A 20,085-nucleotide genomic window follows, 5' to 3' on the forward strand; every position below is an offset into this window, starting at 1 on the left:
CCGCATAGAGGTTGTTTTTGAATGATTTATTTTTCTAATAATTCCTTCAGGCGGTCTTCAAGCTTTTCAGCTGTCATCGCACCTCCGCCCAGGCTGAAGTATTCATCCCCTCTTTTTAATAAAAGTGTAGGATAGCCGTTCACATGAAGTTGATGAACCTTCGCAAAGTCGGCATACGCATCATTCATCGCTTCTTTTGTTTTCATGCGTTCAATGACTGCGTCAGGATCAAGATGATGCGCCAAAGCGATCTCCCGATACGTTTCTTCATCACTCAGGCTTTTTCCGTCTTGATAAAAAGCCTTTTGCATCGATGAAGCCAAGTGCAATGCGCGCTCAGGTGCGATGGATCTTAATGCAGAAAAACCAATGGCCGCAGCCTCAGAGTCTAAAAGAAACGTTCCGTTTGCTAGCAGCTCCTGATAACGTTCACCAAACTCGACACCAGTCAGCTGACTAATACGCTGATTTGCTTCTGAGATGTGTGGATAATCCTTTATTGGAAGACTTCTTTCCCCTACAAATAAACCACCCGACACAAGTGTTAATGATATCTCCGGATGATTTTCATGCAAAGTGCGGATACTGTTTGAAAATCCATAACACCAGCCACAATACGCATCCCATACATAGATGAAAGACAATTCTTGCTCATTCATACGTTAGACTCCCCATTTATCATTTTTAGGCGGTCATGAAACTGATTATTCAGCTTCAGATACAACGGTAAAACGTTCTCCAACATGGGCTGCCTGCTCCACCTCATCAACCAGCGCAATGGCGTAGTCAGCATAGCTCACATAGCTGTCACCTTTAGAATTGACAATCAGATGGTCTTTCCCTTTCACGTAAGAACCTGTACGTTTGCCAGCTGGATTAAAGAACGCAGCTGGACTGAGGAAGGTCCATTTTAATCCCTCTGTCTGTTGAAGATCTTTTAGGTTTTCTCCTTGCTGTGAAGCCGTAGCAGCATATTCTTTAGGAAACTCTGGTGTGTCCACTAGTCTTGTTGTTTTCGCCTCATCTACAAATAGACTTCCTGCTCCGCCCACAACGATCAAACGAGTCTCAGGTGCCTCTTTTAAAATATCGATCAGCTTTTTCCCAGCTTCTACGTGAAGGTGCTCTTTTCCAGCAGGTGCGCCAAATGCATTTACAATCACATCAAAGCCTTTGATGTCTTCTGCTTGCAAGTGAAACACATCCTTCTCAAGAACAGCTAGTGATGAATCTGTCACCTTTTGTGCATCTCGGACGATCGCCGTTACTTCATGTCCTCTTGATTGAGCCTCTTTCACAATTTCTTGTCCTGCTTTACCTGTTGCGCCAATAATTCCAATTTTCATGTTAACTCCTCCTGCAATATGGTTTTATGTTGATAAAGAAAGGTGTAACTAATACGGTTACAACAGAGGTAAAAAAAATTGAATAGATCATCCAATTTTTTTGATTAGCACATGCGTTAGTTCACTTAATTTGATCTCAGCAAGTACTTGCTCCATCGCACTTTGAGCGCGGCATAAAATTAATTCAAGCACCGCTTGAATATTTGCACCGATCGGACAGTCAGGATTTGGGCTTTCATGAATTTGAAACAATTCTCCCTCATCCACGACTTCAACCGCTTTATACACATCGAGCAGTGTGATGTCGTCTTCACTGCGGTTCAGCTGAGAACCGCCTTTGCCAAGACTCGTTGAGATTAGGCCTGCTTTTTTTAATTTACTCATAATGCGGCGGATGACCACTGGGTTTGTATTCACACTTCCTGCGATATCCTCCGATGTCTGTAATGATCCTTTTTCAAGTGATAGCAAGGCCAGAATATGGACAGCGACAGTAAATCTGCTGCTGATTTTCATGTTTTCTCACCTCTGTTGTAATCATTATAGTTACACCATGTCACATTGTCAACAAAAAAGTCTGCCGAGCTACTCAGCAGACGTAGATTGACGTGCTTCCATTTCTTCTTTCGTATAAATCATGCGCATTGGATTTCCTCCAACAAATGAGCCTGCTGGCACATCCTTATGAACAAGTGTACCAGCCGATACGATCGCACCATCCCCAATGGTCACACCAGGTAAAATAGTTGAATTAGCTCCAATTAAAACGTCATCACCAATATAGACTTCCCCAAGTCTGTACTCTTTAATCAAATACTCATGGGACAAGATGGTCGTATTATAGCCGATCACACTATTTCGACCGACAGTGATTTTCTCAGGAAACATCAGATCAACCATCACCATTAAGGCGAACGCCGTATCCTCGCCGACCTTCATACGAAGAAAGGTTCGGTATATCCAATTTTTCATTCCCATAAAAGGCGTGTACCTTGCCATTTGAATAAAAATGAAGTTTTTCACCACTTTGAAAAAGGGAACTGTCCGATAGACTTGCCGCAGTGAATTGACCCCTTTTACAGGATAACGATCTGTTTTTCTCAACTTAATCAGCTCCAACAATCGCCAGGAGATCACTCATTTTCTTCAGCATGAAATCAGGGCGATGCTTTAAAAGCGCCTCTTCTCCCTTAATAGACCAAGCAACACCTGCCGTTTTTGTCCCTGCCGCTTGACCAGACAAAATATCGTGATAATTATCACCGACCATCACCGCTTCATGCGGATCACTGCCGAGCTTTGATAATGCCAGCTGAACAGGCTCCGGATGCGGCTTCTCATTTTGGACATCATCGAGCGTCACAATGACCTCAAAGAACGGCTCTAAACCGGCCAGCTTCAATCCCATTAAAACCGTATCCCGTATCTTCGTTGTGACAATACCGAGCTTAAATCCTCGATCCTGCAGGACTTTCAATGTGTCGATAACGGTCTCATATTCAGTCACAAGCAGATCATGCTGCTTATGATTAAACGTGCGGTACATCTGAATCATGTCATCTGTCAAATCAGGGTCCATCGCAGAAAATGTATCAAACAAGGACGGACCAATGAAATGAAGAATATCCTCACGGCTGTACTGACCAGGATAATAATGATCCAGCGTATGCTGAAATGAAGCAATAATTAATTCATTTGTATTGATTAATGTACCATCTAAATCAAATAGCACTGTGTTGATCGTTGATTCGTTCATATGGCTTCCTTTCTAACAGCTGCATGTTCCCGCTTCCGCCAAATATAGCTAATGGCAGCTGTCAATAAAATTGCAGAAATCAGGCGGATCACAAGAAGCGGCCATACCGGAATACCAAGTGGAATAAAAACCAGCGTATCTTCGACCACCGCATGGCAGGCAACAAGGAAAATAAAGGCAAGGGTTAAGTCCTTTTTACTCACACCGTCCTCTTCCACTGCCTTCATCATCACACCGGCTCCATAAGCGAGACCAATCGTTAATCCAGCCACCATCGTCATAGACGTATTTTCTTTCATTCCAAGCATTCTAGTAAAAGGTGACAGCCACTTAGACAGTGTATGGAGCCAGCCTAAATCTCTCATGAATTGAATGATGATCATGAGCGGGATAACGATACAGGCAAGCTGCAGCACACCGAGTACTGCTTTTTGTAAAGCAAGAAGGACGATCATGTACCAGCTGGAAGGCACATCCGCCGCCTGAGCTGCACTAAGCAGTCCATATTGCGCCGGCTCCTCGCCTCCCTGCCAAACGAGATGAATGACAATAGCAGAAATAACAGCAAGACTGATTCTGACCAGCAAAATCACAGATACCCTCAGTCCAACCTTTGCTGCCACTGTTGATTCGATGATCAAGTTATGGCAAAAGGACAGCATCACTGCCAAAATAAACACTTCCTTCACAGGAAGTTCTAATGTCAAAATGGCAGCAATCCCCGCATACAAATTCAGCATATTTCCTAATACAAGCGGAATAGCCGCTTCCCCCGAAAGACCAAACAGCCCCATAAATGGCTGAATGAATCGGATGATCCAATCCATGACAGGCGTATGCTGCAAGATACTGACGAGAATGGTCACTGGAAAGATGACTTTACCAAGTGTCCAAGTTGTCGACAGCCCTGCTTTCAAGCCGTTTTTCCATGTCTCTCCCATCTTCTTCTGATCCCCCCTGCTTAATTCGATGAGTTGTTCTCTTTATACGGAATCGATGCGTATCCTTTCATTCTTCTAAAGAAAATCAGTAGAACAGCCACTACGAATATCGCAATCGAAATCATCTGTGCGATTCGAAGATGCTCTGTCAGCATTAAGCTGTCTGTTCTCATCCCTTCAATGAAGAAACGGCCGATTGAATACCAAATTAAATAAGACAAGAAGATTTCGCCTCTGCGCAGCGAGGTTCTGCGTAATAAAATCAAGATGACAACACCAACAAGATTCCATAATGATTCGTATAAGAACGTCGGGTGATAATAGGTACCATCAATATACATTTGATTAATGATAAACTCAGGCAGATGCAAATTTTCTAAAAAGGTTCTTGAAACCGCCTCACCGTGTGCTTCTTGGTTAATAAAGTTCCCCCAGCGTCCAATTGCCTGCCCTAGTAAAATACTAGGTGCTGCGACGTCAGCTATTTTCCAAAAGGATACCTTTCTCACTTTTGTAAAAATGATGGCTGTCAGCACGGCACCGATCAGCCCCCCGTGAATCGCAATTCCACCATTCCAAATCTTAATGATTTCGTTTGGGTGCTGCTGATAGTAATCCCATTCGAAGGATACATAATAAATTCGAGCACAAATAATCGCTATTGGAATGGCAAATAAGATTAAGTCAATGAACGTATCTTTATTGATTCCTCTTTTTTCACATTCTTTCAAGGCGAGCCAAAGTCCAAGCAAGGCCCCGACCCCAATAATCACACCATACCAATGAACCGAAATAGGTCCGAGGTGAAAAGCAATCGGATCAATTGGCTGAATTGCTTCGTTCATATAGTCAACTCCTATTCATCCTGGCCATTGTCTTCAATGACATCGGCAAGTTTACTTGTAAATTGTTCCGCTGCATTATGTCCCATACGTTTCAGCCTGAAGTTCATCGCAGCCACCTCAATGATGACCGCTAAGTTTCGTCCTGGCCGCACAGGGATCGTCAGCTTCGGCACATCTGTATCGATGATGCGCATTTTCTCTTCTTCAAGTCCTAAACGATCATACTGTTTGCCTTGTTCCCAAAGCTCAAGGTTCATTACAATCGTAATTCTCTTATAGCTTCTGACAGCGCCTGCTCCAAATAAGGTCATCACATTAATAATGCCTAACCCGCGGATTTCTAAAAGATGTTCAATCAGCTCAGGTGCGCTCCCGACTAACGTATCCTGATCCTCTTGACGGATTTCCACGCAATCGTCTGCGACCAGCCGATGTCCTCTCTTCACTAATTCTAAGGCTGTTTCACTTTTTCCTACTCCGCTTTTCCCAATTAACAACACACCTACACCATATACATCTACGAGCACACCATGAATGGCAGTCGTTGGTGCAAGCTTACTTTCTAAAAAGTTGGTCAATCGACTCGAAAGTCTTGTCGTTTTTAGGCTAGATCGTAAAACAGGCACGCCATTTTCATTTGATGCTTCGATTAATTCCTTCGGGACATCACGATCTCGTGACAAAATAATGGCAGGGGTAATATCTGTACAAAGAGACATCATTCTCTGCTTTCGTTCGCGTTCTGGGAGCTGTTCAAAAAAAGAAAGCTCTGTTTTCCCTAAAAGTTGAACTCTTTCTTTTGGGTAATATGTAAAATAACCAGCCATTTCAATACCTGGTCTGGAAAGATCACTGATTGTAATGGGACGATTAATCCCTTCTTCCCCACTTACCAGTTCAAGATGAAATTGTTCCATTATGTCCTTCGTACGAACTTTCGGCACGTTTCTTCCTCCTTTTATCACAGGCGATTCAGAAATACAGCTCTATTTTATCACTTTCAATGATGAACCCAAAACAGTATTTTATCCTGTTCCTGTTTCACTGCCCTAACTGGTATAGACAACTATACTTAAAAAGAGTAAACTTAAATGAAAGATAACGAATAAGGGGGCTCAAACATGAGCGGTTCTTTATTGCTCTCCAACATTCATATTGTGACAAAGACAAAGATCATTGAAAACGGTTTTGTCGGTTTACGCGATGGCAAGATTGACTATATTTCAACATCACCACCGACAGGAAATTATGAAAAAGTATATATTTCCCGGGAAAACTTTTATTTACTCCCTGGAATGATTGATATTCACATCCATGGCGGATATGGTGCAGACATGATGGATGCGACAGCAGAAGCAATGAATACGCTCGCTGACAACCTTCCGTCCGAAGGAACGACAAGTTTTTTAGCGACAACCATCACACAAAACCATCATGAGATTGAGCATGCACTTAAAAATGTCGCTCAGTGGAAACAAAGTAATGAAGCACAAGCAGGAAATCAGGCACAATGTATAGGAATCCACCTCGAAGGTCCATTTATTTCTAAAGATAAGGCAGGAGCACAGCCTGTTCAATGGATTAAACAGCCGGACATCCCGCTTTTTAAAAAATGGCTGGATGCTTCTGATCAGCTCATTCGAATTGTCACGTTTGCACCTGAGGAAGACACAGATTTTGCATTTCTTTCTCTATTACAGGAAAAGAACATTATCCCTTCTATTGGACATACGAATGCCCATCATGACATGATCAATTTAGCAGCTAAGCATGGTGCACGCCATGTAACGCACCTTTATAACGCAATAAGTTCGTTTCAGCACCGTGAACCGAACGCTGTAGGTGCTGCTCTTACGAACGAGAATCTTCATACTGAGCTGATCACAGATGGGATTCACTCCCATCCTCTTTCCATCAAGCTTGCGTATTTGGCAAAAGGAAGTGATCGTTTAATCATGATCACAGACTCGATGCGTGCAAAAGGGCTTGGGAATGGAACGTATGAATTTGGCGGTCAGACGGTCACAGTCAGCGGCGAAAAAGCATTGCTGGACGATGGTACACTTGCAGGATCGATTTTGCGAATGAAAGATGGCGTCAGACGGATGAAACAGCTCACTGATTGTGATTGGACAGAGATTGCGAAGATGACCTCAACCAATGCGGCCGCTCAGCTGGGACTTGATCAACAGCTCGGTTCCATCGAAGTTGGAAAACTAGCAGATCTGGTGATTTGGGATGAATCTGGTGAACTGATGATGACGATCTGCCGTGGACAAATCGTCTTTGAAAAAAAGGAGGCCAACCACTAATGAACATCATCGAATTTGAAAGCAAAGATCAATTAGGAAAAGAAGCAGCTGCCATTATTGCAAGGACAATAGCTGCTAAACCTGATGCCGTACTCGGCCTAGCAACGGGCGGTACACCTATTGAAACTTACAAAGAGTTAATTCAACTTCATCAAGCGCGTCAATTGTCTTTCAAGCAAACAAAAACAATCAATTTAGATGAATATGCAGGACTTGATCCAGAACACGAAAATAGTTATATGACCTACATGAAACGTCATTTATTTGACCATATTGATCTCCCTCACGATCAGTATTTTCTTCCAAATGGCAATGCAGCTCATTTAGAAAAGGAATGCTTAAGATATGACCAGCTCATTGAGGATGTAGGCGGCATCGATCTTCAGCTCCTTGGAATCGGTCAAAATGGGCATATCGGTTTTAACGAACCTGGTACCCCTTTCAACTCAAAGACTCATGTCGTGCAGTTAGATGAAAACACGAGACAGGCTAACGCAAGATACTTTTCTTCTATTGATGAGGTACCTACACATGCCATCACAATGGGAATTGCGAGCATTCTTTCAAGTAAAAAGATTCTCCTTCTTGCTTCGGGAAAATCAAAAGCGAAAGTGATACAATATTTAGAACAGGCAGAAATTCATCCAGACTTTCCAGCGTCTGCACTGAAACTTCATGAAGATGTAACGATCTTGATTGATCGAGAAGCTGGATCACTACGCTAAAAACGAGAGGATTTTCACATGTTTATTGATAAGCAGTCACCTATTCCGATGTACCATCAGATTATGGAGAACCTGAAAAAACAGATTGAGGATGGAACATTAGCACCTGATACACTCATTCCTTCTGAAAGAGAATATGCCGAACGCTTTGGTATTAGTCGAATGACTGTCAGACAAGCCTTATCGAATCTTGTGAACGAAGGATATTTGTATCGCCAAAAAGGAAAAGGCACCTTTGTAAGCCGAAAAAAATTTGAACAGCCGCTTCAAGGCTTAACAAGCTTTTCAGAGGATATGCGCCAGCGTGGACTCAAAGCATCAAGCCAGCTGATTGACTTTAAAAAAATCGCATGTCCAGAGCACTTGCTGCCAGTCTTACATCTGTCAAATCGTGATGCTGTATTTGAGCTCAAACGGATACGCCTTGCAAATGATGAACCGATGGCGATTGAAACGAGCTATATACCTGAAAGATTTGCAGGAGATTTAACAAAGGAACATTTAACTGGCTCTTTATATGAATATATAGAAACTCACACTGGCCAAGTTATTGCTCATGCCAAACAGGAGCTTGAAGCCAATGTTGCCTCAAAGGAAGAAGCACACTTGCTGTCTATTCTAGCAGGAGACCCTGTGCTGTCCATAACAAGAACGACTTTTTTTCAACAAGACATTCCATTTGAGTATGTTGTTTCCGTTTATAGAGGGGATCGTTACAAGCTCATTCATACAATGGAAAGATAAACAGTGCCCCTGACACGGAGCACTGTTTTTTTATTTCCTAAGAAATTTTGTTTCGTCATCATTTTTTGTATGAATTTTCCATATTGGTGAAATGGCTTTTCCTTGAAAACGATCTTTTGCTACAGTGTACCAATAATAATCTTCATTTGGCTTTAAGCCCTTCCACTCAAAGCTTGCTTTTTTGCCGCTTTTTACGCCGCGCGCTTCTCCTAGAAGAACATTCGTATACACATTGAGTTCAAAATAATTGGTTTTGACAGATTTCATTTTCGGTGTCAAATCTACATCGATTGAAAATTCATCCTGATCTCCATACGTTTTAGGATCATAAAAATGCTCTTGATTCAAGTAAGGAGAGTATGTCGTAAAATGAAGTTGATTTTTTTCTTGATCGGCTGTTATGACCCTCATAAACCCTTGACCACCTTCAGGTCCTGACTGATAATCGGCGAGTATTTGATATACTTTCCTGTCGACTTTTCCATCATGATCATCATCAAGCTGATCTACTTTCCTGCTTGCTCCATGGTAATGGCCGCTAAATACGGCCACAATATTAGGATGGCGTTTCACCACTTGATGGAAGATGAGGTCGCCAATCGGGCTCCGGTTGCCGCTCACTAACAAATACTCATGGAAATTTAAAATGACGATACGATCTGGATGCTCAGAAATTACACGGTTTAACCAATCAATTTCATCTTGCTTAATCCCCCAGCCCATGTACACCATCATATAATCATTGCCGCCGGCAGAGATGAGATCATAATGACCTTTATTGTTTCGATAGGATTCACCATAGTAAGGCTTATCAGCAAAGCGTTTTTCCCCGAAATATTTCCCGTATTCCGCATATAAACCGTCCTTGTGTCTAACATCATGATTTCCTGCTAAAACCCCATAGGGAATGTGATTCTGATCCAATACACGCATAAATGTATCAGCACGGTGCCATTGCTTATCCTTTGAATCATCCACAATATCGCCTGTGTGGAACACATATTGAATGTTTAATTTTTCTCTTTGATCTCTGATCCATTCAACCATTTGTTTAAAGATATGAGGATAGCTCTTTGCATAATATTGAGTGTCAGACATCCATACCATCTTATATGGCTTTTGCGATTTGCTGATTTCATCCTGTACTAGCAAATCAAACGTTTGATTCTTCATGTACTGTCTCACTGACAGCAGCCCTTTCAGGTAAAATTCCTTTTGATCCTTGGCAAAGTGATGAGTGATTTTATCCCACTTTTCCTGCTGGTGATTCCACGCGTACATTGTCACCTTTCTCCCTGACAAGGAACTCCCTTTCCATACAGCTTCGACGACATCCTTTTCACGTACATCATGATGAACCTTAATTTGAAAACGATGATAAGGAAAGCGCTGTAAATCCTTCGTTTCAACTGACTTCCCATCAACAAATGCAATGCGGTTCCTTTCTTGATCAGAAAAAATCATTTCTCCTTTTTGGAGATAACTCTTAGGCGGTTCTGTCTCTGCTGCATACTTAAAAATCTTCATTGAAGGATGCAGCGATGTATATTGATAGGCACGATAAAAAGAGTAATCTAACTTATCATTCGTTGGATCCTTGGTTAGCACAGTTTGTTTTGATGATTTCATTTTCGTCTTATCTGCCACCCGCTCTGGTGTTTCAGGATGCTCATGTACCGTCTTGAACTCTTTTTTCAACGTCGACATGTTCCCGGCAGCGTCTTTTGCTTTAATTGTAAACGTGTGCTTTCCAGGCTTTAATTCACTAGAGGACGTCTGATATGGCAAAGAAACTGGTTTGCCATCTACATATGCCTTCAACTCCTCTATGTCACTCCAGCGATCCGTTACTTTTGCTTTTAATGTAAAGGCGCCTTTATATTGATCCTTTGCTTGTACGTTGGTCTTAATTCTCGGCCCAGTGTTATCAACTTTCACACGTACTGAAGCGTACTCGTCTGAGGTTTTGGCCTCAATCAGGTGCGGCCCTTCTTTCAGCCTTTTTGTGTCCCACTTTATATAGGTTGAGACATACGCCTCTTTTGGAATCTCAAATTGAAACGTTCTCACCTTTTTTGCGTTCCCGCTGTCTCCCATTCTCCATTCTTTTAGCGGCTTCGCATTGATTGGCGGAATTTGTGTTCCATTTGATAAAATCATCCTGACGTTTTTCAATTCAAAATCATCATGATTCTCTCCAGGCAGCCGGTCCACCGGAGAAGACTTTGTACCAGCGTGAAAAGAGATCGTTTGGAGACCTGCCTTTTTTATCTCTTCTTCGGGTATTGGCATTGTATAGGTACGGTACACTTTTGTCGAATCATCAAAAATAGAAAGTAAACGCCTACCTATAGACACACCATTTTTAAAATATAAATTTGTTCCTTTGACATCAAATGCGATATATGGATCTGCTTCAAGGGCAGAGGATACTTGCTGATTCCGTTTTCCATCTATCCGTAATTCGATGCTTTTTTTCTGATCAGACGTTGCCTTTAATGAAAATAAACCTGATACCGTATCTCCCTCTTCTACATTGAATCGCAGACCGTGGGCTTTACTGACCTGCTCCACATCAATCGTTTTTTTCAACGTCTTGGCTTCATTTTCGCCGTCTGACGCTTCAAGCTGATATTCCAATTGTTCTTTCCCAATCAACTCAGGTGAATAAATAATATGATGAAATAGCCGGTCATTATGGTCTTTTTGCAGCAGGATTTCCTTAAACGGATCTTTTCGATTCGTTCGATAGCGCAGCTTGACGGTTTTTACGGCCTGATCATCTTGGACATCTGCTTTAATCTCTACACTTTCAGTGGGTTTCACCGGTTTCCTTACCGTCATATCTTCAATCACAGGTTTATGGATATCTTGAGAAATTTCCTTTTTTTCAGATGGAATTTGTGCTTTTAGCACTTTACCTGGAGTGGGTTCTTCCTCAATTTTCGAAATCAGCTTCGTCTGCGTAGTACCATCCATTGGATACTTAAACAGCAAGGATTTATGCTCGCTAAACCATGATGGCTTCAAACGAAATGCGGCAGAAGAAATCTCTTCACCTATATTTGTTGTGATCGAAACAAGACGAGATTTTGAGTTGGACAGCCCTTTGCTCTCGATAATGGATAGATGCTCGCCCTCTTTTAATTGGCTTTTGTACATGGCACTAAAGTCCGCTGCCGTTAAATGCTCCTGCCCTTTTTTTCTCAGCCAGAATACATAAGGTTTTCCAGGTGAAATGGTGACTGGATTTGTGTGAAAGGAATATACATCATCCATTTCAATTCCCTGTGCAGGATTGTGGTAGCGGAGCTGATAATGTTTAAGAGAGATAGGCGCCTGTGTCGTGTTATACACTTCAATAAACTCAAAAGCATCTTTGCCTTTTCGGTTTTTTGAATTGACGACAATTTCTGTGATGAATAAATCCGGAATATGTGAAAGATCTTCTTCAAATCCATTTAAATGAACCGATTTCTCAGCCGTTTTGATGACTGATTTTTGCGTAAGGAACTCTGTATAGTAACGAACGGTTGGATTCCATAATTGATCTGGCGGAATTTTCGCTGTAAATTCTGGCTTCATCCCTGGCAGCCGTTCCATTGGAATCAAGCGATACCCCAGTTCATCACTTTGTTTATAATACAAGTTCGCAGACAAAATCTGTTCTTGGTCACTAATGGACGCACGAAACTGTAGATCATGGCTTTTTCCTAGAACCGGGCGGACGTCCACATGAAATTGGTCAAAGATAAAAGGCGAAAAAGGCTTGTCCGGTACATTCACTTCTGTTTGAAGAAAAGGTCCTGCTGAAGCAGGCTGACTGAAACAAAAAAGAATGATAAAAAAACATAAAAGCATGATTTGTCTGCTCACGTTCACCATCTTGCACCGCCTCCCTTCGGATATTGTGTCTCCTGAAGGTCGTTTTTATGTCAGATGGAACGGAGAAACGATGCAAATTTGCACAAAAAAACCGTTAGCTTTTTTTCGCTAACGGCTCTACAATTCCTTTTTGTATCAACAGATGGAAAATGGATAAAATGACAGCCATCCAAATGGCCGTTCCGAATCCATCAATGTTAAAGCTATCTCCCATAAAGCTCGATGTCATCATGAGTGTAATCGCATTGATGACAAATAAGAACAATCCTAGTGAAAGAACGGTCACTGGAAGCGTTAAAATGATCAAAAACGGCTTCACTAAAATATTGAGCAAGGACAAAATGATACTTGCCACAATGGCTGCGCCAAAACCTTCAATATACACGCTCCCGAGTCCAGGCAGAATGCCCGAATCAAAATATCCAGCAATGACGATTAAAAGTAATGCATTTACTAAAATACTGACGATCCATCTAAGCATTTATTTAGTGCCTTCTTCCGGAACAACAAAATACCAGATGAAGTAGATCAGGAAGATCGGCATAAATGCTGTCAAAAATCCGATGATGACGGTTAAAATGCGAAGCAGGGATGCATCCACACTTAAATATTCTGCAAGTCCACCAACAACACCCGCTATTTTTTTATCTGTTGCTGAACGATAAAGCTTCTTCATGTAGAATCACTCCTTGTCTGATTGGTGCTTTACTTGTATTGAGCCTGTTTTTGTTTCTGCAAAAATGGATATACTGTGCACCGCTTGTTGATTGGCTTTGATCATTTTCTCTTTTTGTAATGTTTCATTTTTTTCTTTAATCATCTCTGCATCAAGTAAATCGTGAGAGATAGACCCAAGATTGCTTTTCAGCTCAGCGGTCACTGCACATGCACGCGGAATCTGAACGTCCACACTGCCTGTTGTCGTTTTCGCATAGATGGAACGGCACTTTTCATCTGACAGCTGAACAGCAATATTTCCATTAAAGCTTTGAGCATCAATTGATTCACTTTTCCCGCGAAGGTCTATGAGCCCATTGATGGTTTCTACTTCAATCATACCACACTCGTGATCTGCCAGTTTGATTTGTCCGTTTGCTGTTTCTATTCCGACTTTTTCTGCTTGTAACGAAGCAAAAGAGACAACACCATTTGTCGTTTTCGCGGCAAGTTCTTTTGTCTTTAGCTTTTCCCCGCGAATCGGTCCATTAAACAGCTTGACCTTGATCTTATCGTATTGGATACGCGGTACGTATAATGTAACATTGACTTTCATCGTCTTCTTTTCGGTTCGAATAAAAAATTTATCTCCTTCAAGCCCGCAGTCCAATTGATTGAGAAATTGCTGTCTTGCCTGCTCTCCATCCTCTGCACGGTAAATTTTTGCATGACACTCTGCTCGAATATCTCGATCGTCCCAAGGCATCACGTTGAGGCTGCCGTTCGCCAATTGAATATCTAAATGGGAAAGCGATGCGTCCTTGAACTGAAAAATGTGCTCAACATCAACGGACTGTCCAAAGTTCAAATCAAGATCCACGTCTTTTACCTTTTTCACCGCAGAGTCTAACCAGCCAAACAGCTTTGCACCAAGATTTTCGGTGCCGTTTCCTTTGCTCTCTGCTCCAGCTTTTTCTTCATGAAAGGTGTGATCAGCCGTAGACTTTTCTAATGAGACTGACTGACCTTCTTCTAGTTTTTCCAGCAGCGTAATTGCTTCTTTTGCTGATAATACTCCGTCTTCTACTAATTTTAAAATTCGTTCTTTTTCATTCATACAAAGCCCCCCTAAGATTTGATGGATTGAAGTACTTTAATCCCTTGAATGATATTCCAAATGACAGAGATCAAAAAGCCAATGACTACTAAAAAAGACAAGATGAACACCGTCATGACTGGAATGAGCGAGTCACCTGCCTGGGTCGTCAATAAAAATGGGATAGACCCAAAAATCAACAGAATGCACGCTGCGACCGGCAAAAGATGTGACCATAATGCCCGCAATGCGTGCCGCTTCGTTTCCTTTTGATCTACTACAAAAAACGCCACGATCGGTACGATAAACGGCATAAACAATACACTAAAATAACAAATAGAAGCAATAATCGACTGATCTCTATTCATATATATTCGCTCCTTCATAACGAAAATTCCTTTCTAACTCATACGTTTATTGCGTATAAAAAGTTTCAAAATCATTCGATTTACATATGACCTTAGACACAAATTATTTCTTTTTGCACCTAAGAGTAGATTCTTCACAGATTACCCTTTAAAATATGTTGAAAAGATGGTGATTATCATTATAGGGGGTAATTATTTTGACAGATCATCATAATTCAAACCACACGGCTCAAACGCTTTTAGACCTTATACAGAAACAAAAAAGCATGAACAGCGATATGATCAAGGAGCTTGAGACCATTCATCCGTCTCATCCAAAGTATGGTGATATCCGTTATTTAAAGGTACTGCTCGACAGCAGCAGCACCCATATTTTAAAGGATTTAACGCACCTCAGTAATTTAATGCCGAAGGAAGATGTGCAATAAAAGAAAACCCCTCTTATCGAGGGGTTTTCTTTATGAAGAAGTTACACTTTCCGTTTCTTTAACCAGTTGTTTCATGCGTTTACGGTCACGCTCTAAAATAGGCTTCAAGTATTTTCCTGTGTAAGATGCTTCTTCTTTTGCAATGTGCTCAGGAGTGCCAGAGGCAATGATCGTTCCGCCGCCTGCACCGCCTTCTGGTCCGAGATCAACAAGGTAATCAGCAGCCTTGATAATATCAAGGTTGTGCTCAATGACCAACACCGTATCTCCATTTTCAACCAAACGCTGAAGCACTTTTAATAAACGGGCAATATCATCCACATGCAAACCTGTTGTCGGCTCGTCCAAAATATAAAGAGACCTTCCGTTTGAACGGCGGTGAAGCTCAGATGCCAATTTCACGCGCTGCGCCTCTCCTCCGGACAATGTCGTTGCAGGCTGTCCAAGTGTAATGTATCCTAGCCCCACATCATAAATCGTTTGAAGCTTCCGCTTAATTTTCGGGATATTCTCGAAAAATTGGAGTGCATCCTCCACGGTCATTTCAAGCACATCAGCAATGTTTTTTCCTTTATATGTGACCTCGAGTGTTTCGCGGTTATAACGTTTCCCGTGACACACTTCACAAGGCACATACACATCTGGCAAAAAGTGCATTTCAATTTTAATGATGCCATCCCCGCGGCACGCCTCACAGCGGCCGCCTTTGACGTTAAAGCTGAATCTACCTTTTTTATAGCCTCGTACCTTTGCTTCGTTGGTTTGTGCAAACACATCCCGCACATCATCAAAGACACCTGTATACGTGGCAGGGTTGGATCTTGGTGTACGGCCAATTGGAGATTGATCAATATCAATGACCTTATCTAAATGATCCATTCCTTTAATTTCTTTGTGCTGCCCTGGCTTCGCTTTCGCTCTGTGCAATTTTTGCGAAAGTGATTTTAATAGAATTTCATTCACAAGCGTACTTTTCCCTGAGCCGGATACTCCGGTCACAGCTGTAAAAACGCCAAGAGGAAACTTCGCATTCACGTTTTTCAGGTTGTTTTCTTTTGCACCTTTTATCTCAATATAGCGGCCGTCAGGCTTTCTTCTCTCAATTGGCAGCGGGATAAATTTCTCACCAGATAAATATTGTCCTGTTAAGGATTTCGGGTCCTTCATGACTTCTTCTGGCGTTCCAGCTGAAATCACTTCTCCCCCATGAACTCCTGCTCCAGGTCCAATATCTATTAAATAATCAGCAGCTAGCATAGTATCTTCATCATGCTCCACGACAATTAGTGTGTTCCCGATGTCACGCATGTTTTTCAACGTCCCGATCAACCGGTCATTATCGCGTTGATGCAGACCAATGGATGGTTCATCTAATATATAAAGAACACCTGTCAGCCTTGAGCCGATTTGAGTCGCCAGGCGAATCCGCTGCGCCTCTCCGCCTGATAGTGTGCCAGCGGACCGGCTCAAATTCAGATAATCTAATCCCACATTATTTAAGAAGGACAAACGCTCTTTGATTTCACGTAAAATGAGCTGGGCAATCTGCAAATCTTTCTCAGACAACTCAATTTTTTCATAGAAATCAAGGGCATCAGAGACAGACAAATCGGTGATTTCTCCGATATGCTTGCCATTGATGAGAACCGCCAGCGTTTCTTTTTTCAGACGATATCCTTTACATGTCGGACATGGCTGATTGGCCATATATTTTTCCATTTGTTCACGAATATAATCAGAGCTGGTTTCCTTATAACGCCGTTCAATATTACGAAGAACGCCTTCAAACTCAATTTCATTTTCACGTACCTGGCCAAAATCATTTTCATATTTAAAATAAATCCGTTCAGATCCGCTTCCATATAAAATTTTATCAAATAAATGCGATGGGATATCTTTCACTGGAATGTCCATGTCGATGCCATAATGTGTACAAACAGCCTCAAGAAGCTGCGGATAGTATTGCGAGCTTTGCGGCTCCCATGGTGCAATGGCATGCTGCCGTAAAGTCAGATCCTTATTAGGAATGACAAGCTCAGGGTCGACTTCCAGTTTTGAACCGAGCCCATCACAGCTCGGGCAGGCACCAAAAGGACTATTAAATGAAAACATTCTCGGCTCAAGCTCACCAATAGAGAACCCGCAATGCGGACAAGCATGATGTTCGCTGAATAATAGCTCTTCTTGTCCAATCACATCAATCATCACTCGGCCTTCGCCCAGCCGCAGCGCAGTTTCAAGAGAGTCAGATAGCCGAGCAGCAACGCCTTCTTTGACCACAATTCGATCAATAACCACTTCAATGGAATGCTTCTTGTTCTTTTCAAGCTCGATATCTTCTGAAAGGTCTTCCATCTCTCCATCGACTCTCACTCGCACATAGCCCTGCTTCCGAATTTGATCAAGCACTTTCACATGTGTTCCTTTGCGGCCGGATACAACTGGCGCAAGCACTTGTAATTTCGTTCTTTCAGGATACTCTAAAATACGATCTGTCATCTGCTCAATCGTTTGTGACGTAATTTCAATCCCATGTATAGGACAAATAGGTTTTCCGACTCGAGCATACAAAAGACGCAAGTAATCATAAATTTCAGTGACAGTACCAACTGTTGATCTAGGGTTTCGGCTCGTCGTTTTCTGGTCAATACTAATCGCCGGAGAAAGACCTTCAATGGCATCTACATCCGGTTTATCCATCTGCCCAAGAAATTGGCGTGCATACGCTGAAAGAGATTCAACGTACCTGCGCTGACCTTCTGCATAAATCGTATCAAAGGCAAGCGACGATTTTCCTGAACCAGATAATCCCGTAATGACCACTAGCTGGTCACGCGGGATATTCACATCAATATTTTTAAGGTTGTGGGCTCTAGCACCTTTCACCTCTATTCGTTCCATAGCCATCAGGCAATCATCCTTCCGCTTTTAGCTCTAGCAATAGATCTCTTAATTCTGCTGCTTTTTCAAAATCAAGCGCTTTTGCTGCATCTTTCATTTCCATCTCGACTTTTTCGATCACTTTTTCTCGTTCTTTTTTGCTCATTTTCGACAGCTTTGGTGCTGCTTTTGTTTCGTATTCTTCTGAATCCTCATGTATCTTTGTTGCCTTAATGACATCTCGAATTTTCTTATGGATCGTTTGCGGTGTAATCCCGAATTTCTCGTTATATGCTTCTTGCTGTTCTCGTCTTCGCTTCGTTTCTTGAATCGCAATGTCCATCGATTTCGTCATATTGTCTGCATACATAATGACCCGGCCTTCTGCATTTCTCGCTGCACGGCCAATCGTCTGGATGAGGGATCTTTCAGAGCGTAAAAAGCCTTCTTTATCCGCATCTAAAATGGCCACAAGCGACACTTCTGGAATATCCAGTCCTTCACGAAGAAGGTTGATTCCAACAAGCACATCATATTTACCGAGACGCAGATCACGGATAATCTCAATCCGCTCAAGGGTCTTAATCTCTGAATGCAGGTAATTCACCTTGATTCCGATTTCTTTTAAGTAATCTGTGAGATCCTCAGACATTTTCTTCGTCAGTGTGGTCACGAGCACACGCTCATTTTTCTCAACTCGTGCATGAATTTCTCCAATTAAGTCATCAATTTGTCCTTCAATCGGACGAACTTCAATAATTGGATCAAGTAATCCTGTTGGACGGATAATTTGTTCCACAACCTCTGGTGTTTTCTCAAGCTCATACGGACCAGGCGTTGCTGATACATGGACAATATGATTGATATGCTTTTCAAACTCATCAAAGGTGAGCGGTCTGTTATCAAGTGCTGATGGCAGGCGGAATCCGTGATCAACCAACACTTGCTTTCTAGCTTGGTCACCGTTGTACATGGCGCGGATTTGCGGAATCGTCACATGCGACTCATCGACAACAATCATAAAATCATCTGGGAAATAATCAAGCAGTGTGTAAGGTGTTGAACCAGGAGGACGCAAGGTCAGATGTCTTGAATAGTTCTCAATTCCTGAACAAAAGCCCATCTCTCTCATCATCTCAAGGTCATATCTTGTCCGCTGCTCAAGGCGCTGCGCTTCAAGCAATTTTCCATTTTCACGAAGCTTTTCAAGCTGTTCTTCTAGCTCTTGTTCAATATTGATAATGGCTTTTTCCATTTTTTCTTCTCTTGTGACGAAGTGAGATGCTGGGAAAATCGCCACATGATCACGATCACCAAGTATTTCTCCAGTCAGCGCATCCACTTCACGAATACGTTCAATTTCATCACCGAAAAACTCCACTCTGATACAATGCTCATCTCGTGAAGCAGGAAAAATCTCAACGACGTCTCCTCGAACTCGGAAGGTTCCGCGCTGAAAATCTATATCATTACGAGAATACTGAATATCCACCAGCTTACGAAGAAGCTGATTGCGTTCAATCTCCATTTCAGTACGCAAAGACAGCACAAGCTCTCTGTATTCCTCTGGCGAACCTAAGCCATAAATACAGGACACACTGGCAATGATGATGACATCTCTTCTCTCAAATAACGAGGACGTAGCCGAGTGTCTCAGCTTATCAATCTCATCATTGATGCTGGCATCCTTCTCAATAAATGTATCGGTCTGAGGCACATATGCCTCTGGCTGATAATAATCATAGTAACTCACAAAATATTCAACAGCGTTATTAGGGAAAAATTCCTTGAATTCGCTGTATAACTGACCGGCAAGTGTCTTATTATGCGCAATGACAAGTGTCGGTTTGTTCACTTCTTTGATCAGGTTGGAGACAGTAAAGGTCTTTCCCGTACCTGTAGCACCTAACAGCGTTTGATGCTGTTTCCCCTGATGGATCCCCTCAACAAGCTTTTCAATCGCCTTTGGCTGATCTCCTTGGGGCTGATAGTTAGAAACTAATTCAAAGCGGTCACTCACATCAAAGCCTCCGTTTCGTTTACGAAATCTATCTAATGAATATATTATCATAAAAGAACACAAAAATACGAACTAAAGTTCG

General features: G+C 42.1%; 19 protein-coding genes. 4 read left to right on the top strand and 15 right to left on the bottom strand.

Translation table 11 applies throughout. From position 1 onward, the window contains the following. Positions 1-26 precede the first annotated feature (26 nt). The 8 genes from NSQ34_RS15870 to hprK all read right to left on the bottom strand — a co-directional run bounded on the left by NSQ34_RS15870 (position 27) and on the right by hprK (position 5,832). Positions 27-659, bottom strand: coding sequence for a DsbA family protein (locus tag NSQ34_RS15870; RefSeq protein WP_061110126.1), 633 nt, complete (start codon positions 657-659; stop codon positions 27-29). 45 nt (positions 660-704) lie between these two features. Then, positions 705-1,346 carry an NAD(P)-dependent oxidoreductase gene (locus NSQ34_RS15875; protein WP_061110127.1) on the bottom strand — a complete coding sequence of 214 codons (642 nt, stop codon included), beginning with the start codon at positions 1,344-1,346 and terminating at the stop codon, positions 705-707. 87 nt (positions 1,347-1,433) lie between these two features. Next, positions 1,434-1,862, bottom strand: a complete 429-nt coding sequence (locus tag NSQ34_RS15880; protein ID WP_024423567.1) for an Rrf2 family transcriptional regulator — start codon at positions 1,860-1,862, stop codon at positions 1,434-1,436. Positions 1,863-1,931: 69 nt separating this feature from the next. Next, entirely contained in the window at positions 1,932-2,450 is a 519-nt protein-coding gene (locus NSQ34_RS15885) for an acyltransferase (protein WP_120207769.1), read from the bottom strand. Position 2,451: 1 nt separating this feature from the next. Further along, complete coding sequence (gene ppaX, locus NSQ34_RS15890; RefSeq protein WP_268456198.1) at positions 2,452-3,102, bottom strand: pyrophosphatase PpaX; 651 nt, start codon at positions 3,100-3,102, stop codon at positions 2,452-2,454. Continuing rightward, positions 3,099-4,043, bottom strand: a complete 945-nt coding sequence (locus tag NSQ34_RS15895) for a nucleoside recognition domain-containing protein (RefSeq protein ID WP_024423570.1) — start codon at positions 4,041-4,043, stop codon at positions 3,099-3,101. Before NSQ34_RS15895 ends, ppaX begins: the two co-directional genes overlap by 4 nt. A 20-nt stretch (positions 4,044-4,063) precedes the next feature. After that, positions 4,064-4,888, bottom strand: a complete 825-nt coding sequence (gene lgt / locus NSQ34_RS15900; RefSeq protein ID WP_268456199.1) for a prolipoprotein diacylglyceryl transferase — start codon at positions 4,886-4,888, stop codon at positions 4,064-4,066. Positions 4,889-4,899: 11 nt separating this feature from the next. Beyond that, a complete protein-coding gene (hprK, locus tag NSQ34_RS15905; protein ID WP_024423572.1) occupies positions 4,900-5,832 on the bottom strand; it encodes an HPr(Ser) kinase/phosphatase in 933 nt (310 codons plus the stop codon). Between the two features lie 177 nt (positions 5,833-6,009). Here hprK and nagA point away from each other — a divergent pair, with 177 nt between their 5' ends. The 3 genes from nagA to NSQ34_RS15920 are packed head-to-tail and all read left to right on the top strand — an operon-like array spanning position 6,010 to position 8,669. Further along, on the top strand, positions 6,010-7,200 hold the full coding sequence (gene nagA / locus NSQ34_RS15910; protein WP_268456200.1) for an N-acetylglucosamine-6-phosphate deacetylase: 1,191 nt from the start codon (positions 6,010-6,012) through the stop codon (positions 7,198-7,200). Beyond that, positions 7,200-7,925 (top strand): glucosamine-6-phosphate deaminase, encoded by a 726-nt coding sequence (gene nagB / locus NSQ34_RS15915; protein ID WP_268456201.1) that lies wholly within the window; start codon positions 7,200-7,202, stop codon positions 7,923-7,925. Before nagA ends, nagB begins: the two co-directional genes overlap by 1 nt. An 18-nt stretch (positions 7,926-7,943) precedes the next feature. Beyond that, positions 7,944-8,669 carry a GntR family transcriptional regulator gene (locus tag NSQ34_RS15920; RefSeq protein WP_268456202.1) on the top strand — a complete coding sequence of 242 codons (726 nt, stop codon included), beginning with the start codon at positions 7,944-7,946 and terminating at the stop codon, positions 8,667-8,669. A 30-nt stretch (positions 8,670-8,699) separates the two neighbouring features. Here the strand turns inward: NSQ34_RS15920 and NSQ34_RS15925 are convergent, their stop codons facing one another. The 5 genes from NSQ34_RS15925 to NSQ34_RS15945 form a co-directional block, all read right to left on the bottom strand. Continuing rightward, positions 8,700-12,554, bottom strand: a complete 3,855-nt coding sequence (locus NSQ34_RS15925; RefSeq protein WP_268456203.1) for a metallophosphoesterase — start codon at positions 12,552-12,554, stop codon at positions 8,700-8,702. 94 nt (positions 12,555-12,648) lie between these two features. After that, positions 12,649-13,035: a phage holin family protein gene (locus NSQ34_RS15930; RefSeq protein ID WP_024423577.1), complete on the bottom strand. Its 387-nt coding sequence runs from the start codon at positions 13,033-13,035 to the stop codon at positions 12,649-12,651. Next, the gene (locus NSQ34_RS15935; protein ID WP_024423578.1) at positions 13,036-13,230 is read right to left on the bottom strand and encodes a PspC domain-containing protein; all 195 of its coding nucleotides are present in this window, start codon (positions 13,228-13,230) and stop codon (positions 13,036-13,038) included. A 6-nt stretch (positions 13,231-13,236) separates the two neighbouring features. Next, positions 13,237-14,328, bottom strand: a complete 1,092-nt coding sequence (locus NSQ34_RS15940) for a DUF4097 domain-containing protein (protein WP_024423579.1) — start codon at positions 14,326-14,328, stop codon at positions 13,237-13,239. A gap of 11 nt (positions 14,329-14,339) precedes the next feature. Continuing rightward, positions 14,340-14,675 (bottom strand): hypothetical protein, encoded by a 336-nt coding sequence (locus tag NSQ34_RS15945; protein ID WP_024427655.1) that lies wholly within the window; start codon positions 14,673-14,675, stop codon positions 14,340-14,342. A gap of 197 nt (positions 14,676-14,872) precedes the next feature. Here NSQ34_RS15945 and NSQ34_RS15950 point away from each other — a divergent pair, with 197 nt between their 5' ends. Further along, positions 14,873-15,103 (top strand): hypothetical protein, encoded by a 231-nt coding sequence (locus NSQ34_RS15950; RefSeq protein ID WP_034281058.1) that lies wholly within the window; start codon positions 14,873-14,875, stop codon positions 15,101-15,103. 30 nt (positions 15,104-15,133) lie between these two features. Here the strand turns inward: NSQ34_RS15950 and uvrA are convergent, their stop codons facing one another. Together uvrA and uvrB are read right to left on the bottom strand one after the other, a co-directional pair. Further along, positions 15,134-18,010: an excinuclease ABC subunit UvrA gene (gene uvrA / locus NSQ34_RS15955; RefSeq protein ID WP_025093988.1), complete on the bottom strand. Its 2,877-nt coding sequence runs from the start codon at positions 18,008-18,010 to the stop codon at positions 15,134-15,136. Between the two features lie 7 nt (positions 18,011-18,017). Then, entirely contained in the window at positions 18,018-20,003 is a 1,986-nt protein-coding gene (gene uvrB, locus NSQ34_RS15960) for an excinuclease ABC subunit UvrB (protein ID WP_024423583.1), read from the bottom strand. Between the last annotated feature and the right edge of the window lie 82 nt (positions 20,004-20,085).

This window comes from Bacillus sp. FSL P2-0069, from assembly GCF_038593315.1.
Classification (GTDB): Bacteria; Bacillota; Bacilli; order Bacillales; family Bacillaceae; genus Bacillus; species Bacillus safensis.

Excerpts from the sequence above, each read along its gene's own strand:
- NSQ34_RS15870 (WP_061110126.1), bottom strand. The coding sequence starts at position 659 with ATGAATGAGCAAGAATTGTCTTTCATCTATGTATGGGATGCGTATTGT.
- NSQ34_RS15875 (WP_061110127.1), bottom strand. The coding sequence starts at position 1,346 with ATGAAAATTGGAATTATTGGCGCAACAGGTAAAGCAGGACAAGAAATT.
- NSQ34_RS15880 (WP_024423567.1), bottom strand. The coding sequence starts at position 1,862 with ATGAAAATCAGCAGCAGATTTACTGTCGCTGTCCATATTCTGGCCTTG.
- ppaX (WP_268456198.1), bottom strand. The coding sequence starts at position 3,102 with ATGAACGAATCAACGATCAACACAGTGCTATTTGATTTAGATGGTACA.
- NSQ34_RS15895 (WP_024423570.1), bottom strand. The coding sequence starts at position 4,043 with ATGGGAGAGACATGGAAAAACGGCTTGAAAGCAGGGCTGTCGACAACT.
- lgt (WP_268456199.1), bottom strand. The coding sequence starts at position 4,888 with ATGAACGAAGCAATTCAGCCAATTGATCCGATTGCTTTTCACCTCGGA.
- nagA (WP_268456200.1), top strand. The coding sequence starts at position 6,010 with ATGAGCGGTTCTTTATTGCTCTCCAACATTCATATTGTGACAAAGACA.
- nagB (WP_268456201.1), top strand. The coding sequence starts at position 7,200 with ATGAACATCATCGAATTTGAAAGCAAAGATCAATTAGGAAAAGAAGCA.
- NSQ34_RS15920 (WP_268456202.1), top strand. The coding sequence starts at position 7,944 with ATGTTTATTGATAAGCAGTCACCTATTCCGATGTACCATCAGATTATG.
- NSQ34_RS15925 (WP_268456203.1), bottom strand. The coding sequence starts at position 12,554 with ATGGTGAACGTGAGCAGACAAATCATGCTTTTATGTTTTTTTATCATT.
- NSQ34_RS15930 (WP_024423577.1), bottom strand. The coding sequence starts at position 13,035 with ATGCTTAGATGGATCGTCAGTATTTTAGTAAATGCATTACTTTTAATC.
- NSQ34_RS15935 (WP_024423578.1), bottom strand. The coding sequence starts at position 13,230 with ATGAAGAAGCTTTATCGTTCAGCAACAGATAAAAAAATAGCGGGTGTT.
- NSQ34_RS15940 (WP_024423579.1), bottom strand. The coding sequence starts at position 14,328 with ATGAATGAAAAAGAACGAATTTTAAAATTAGTAGAAGACGGAGTATTA.
- NSQ34_RS15945 (WP_024427655.1), bottom strand. The coding sequence starts at position 14,675 with ATGAATAGAGATCAGTCGATTATTGCTTCTATTTGTTATTTTAGTGTA.
- uvrA (WP_025093988.1), bottom strand. The coding sequence starts at position 18,010 with ATGGCTATGGAACGAATAGAGGTGAAAGGTGCTAGAGCCCACAACCTT.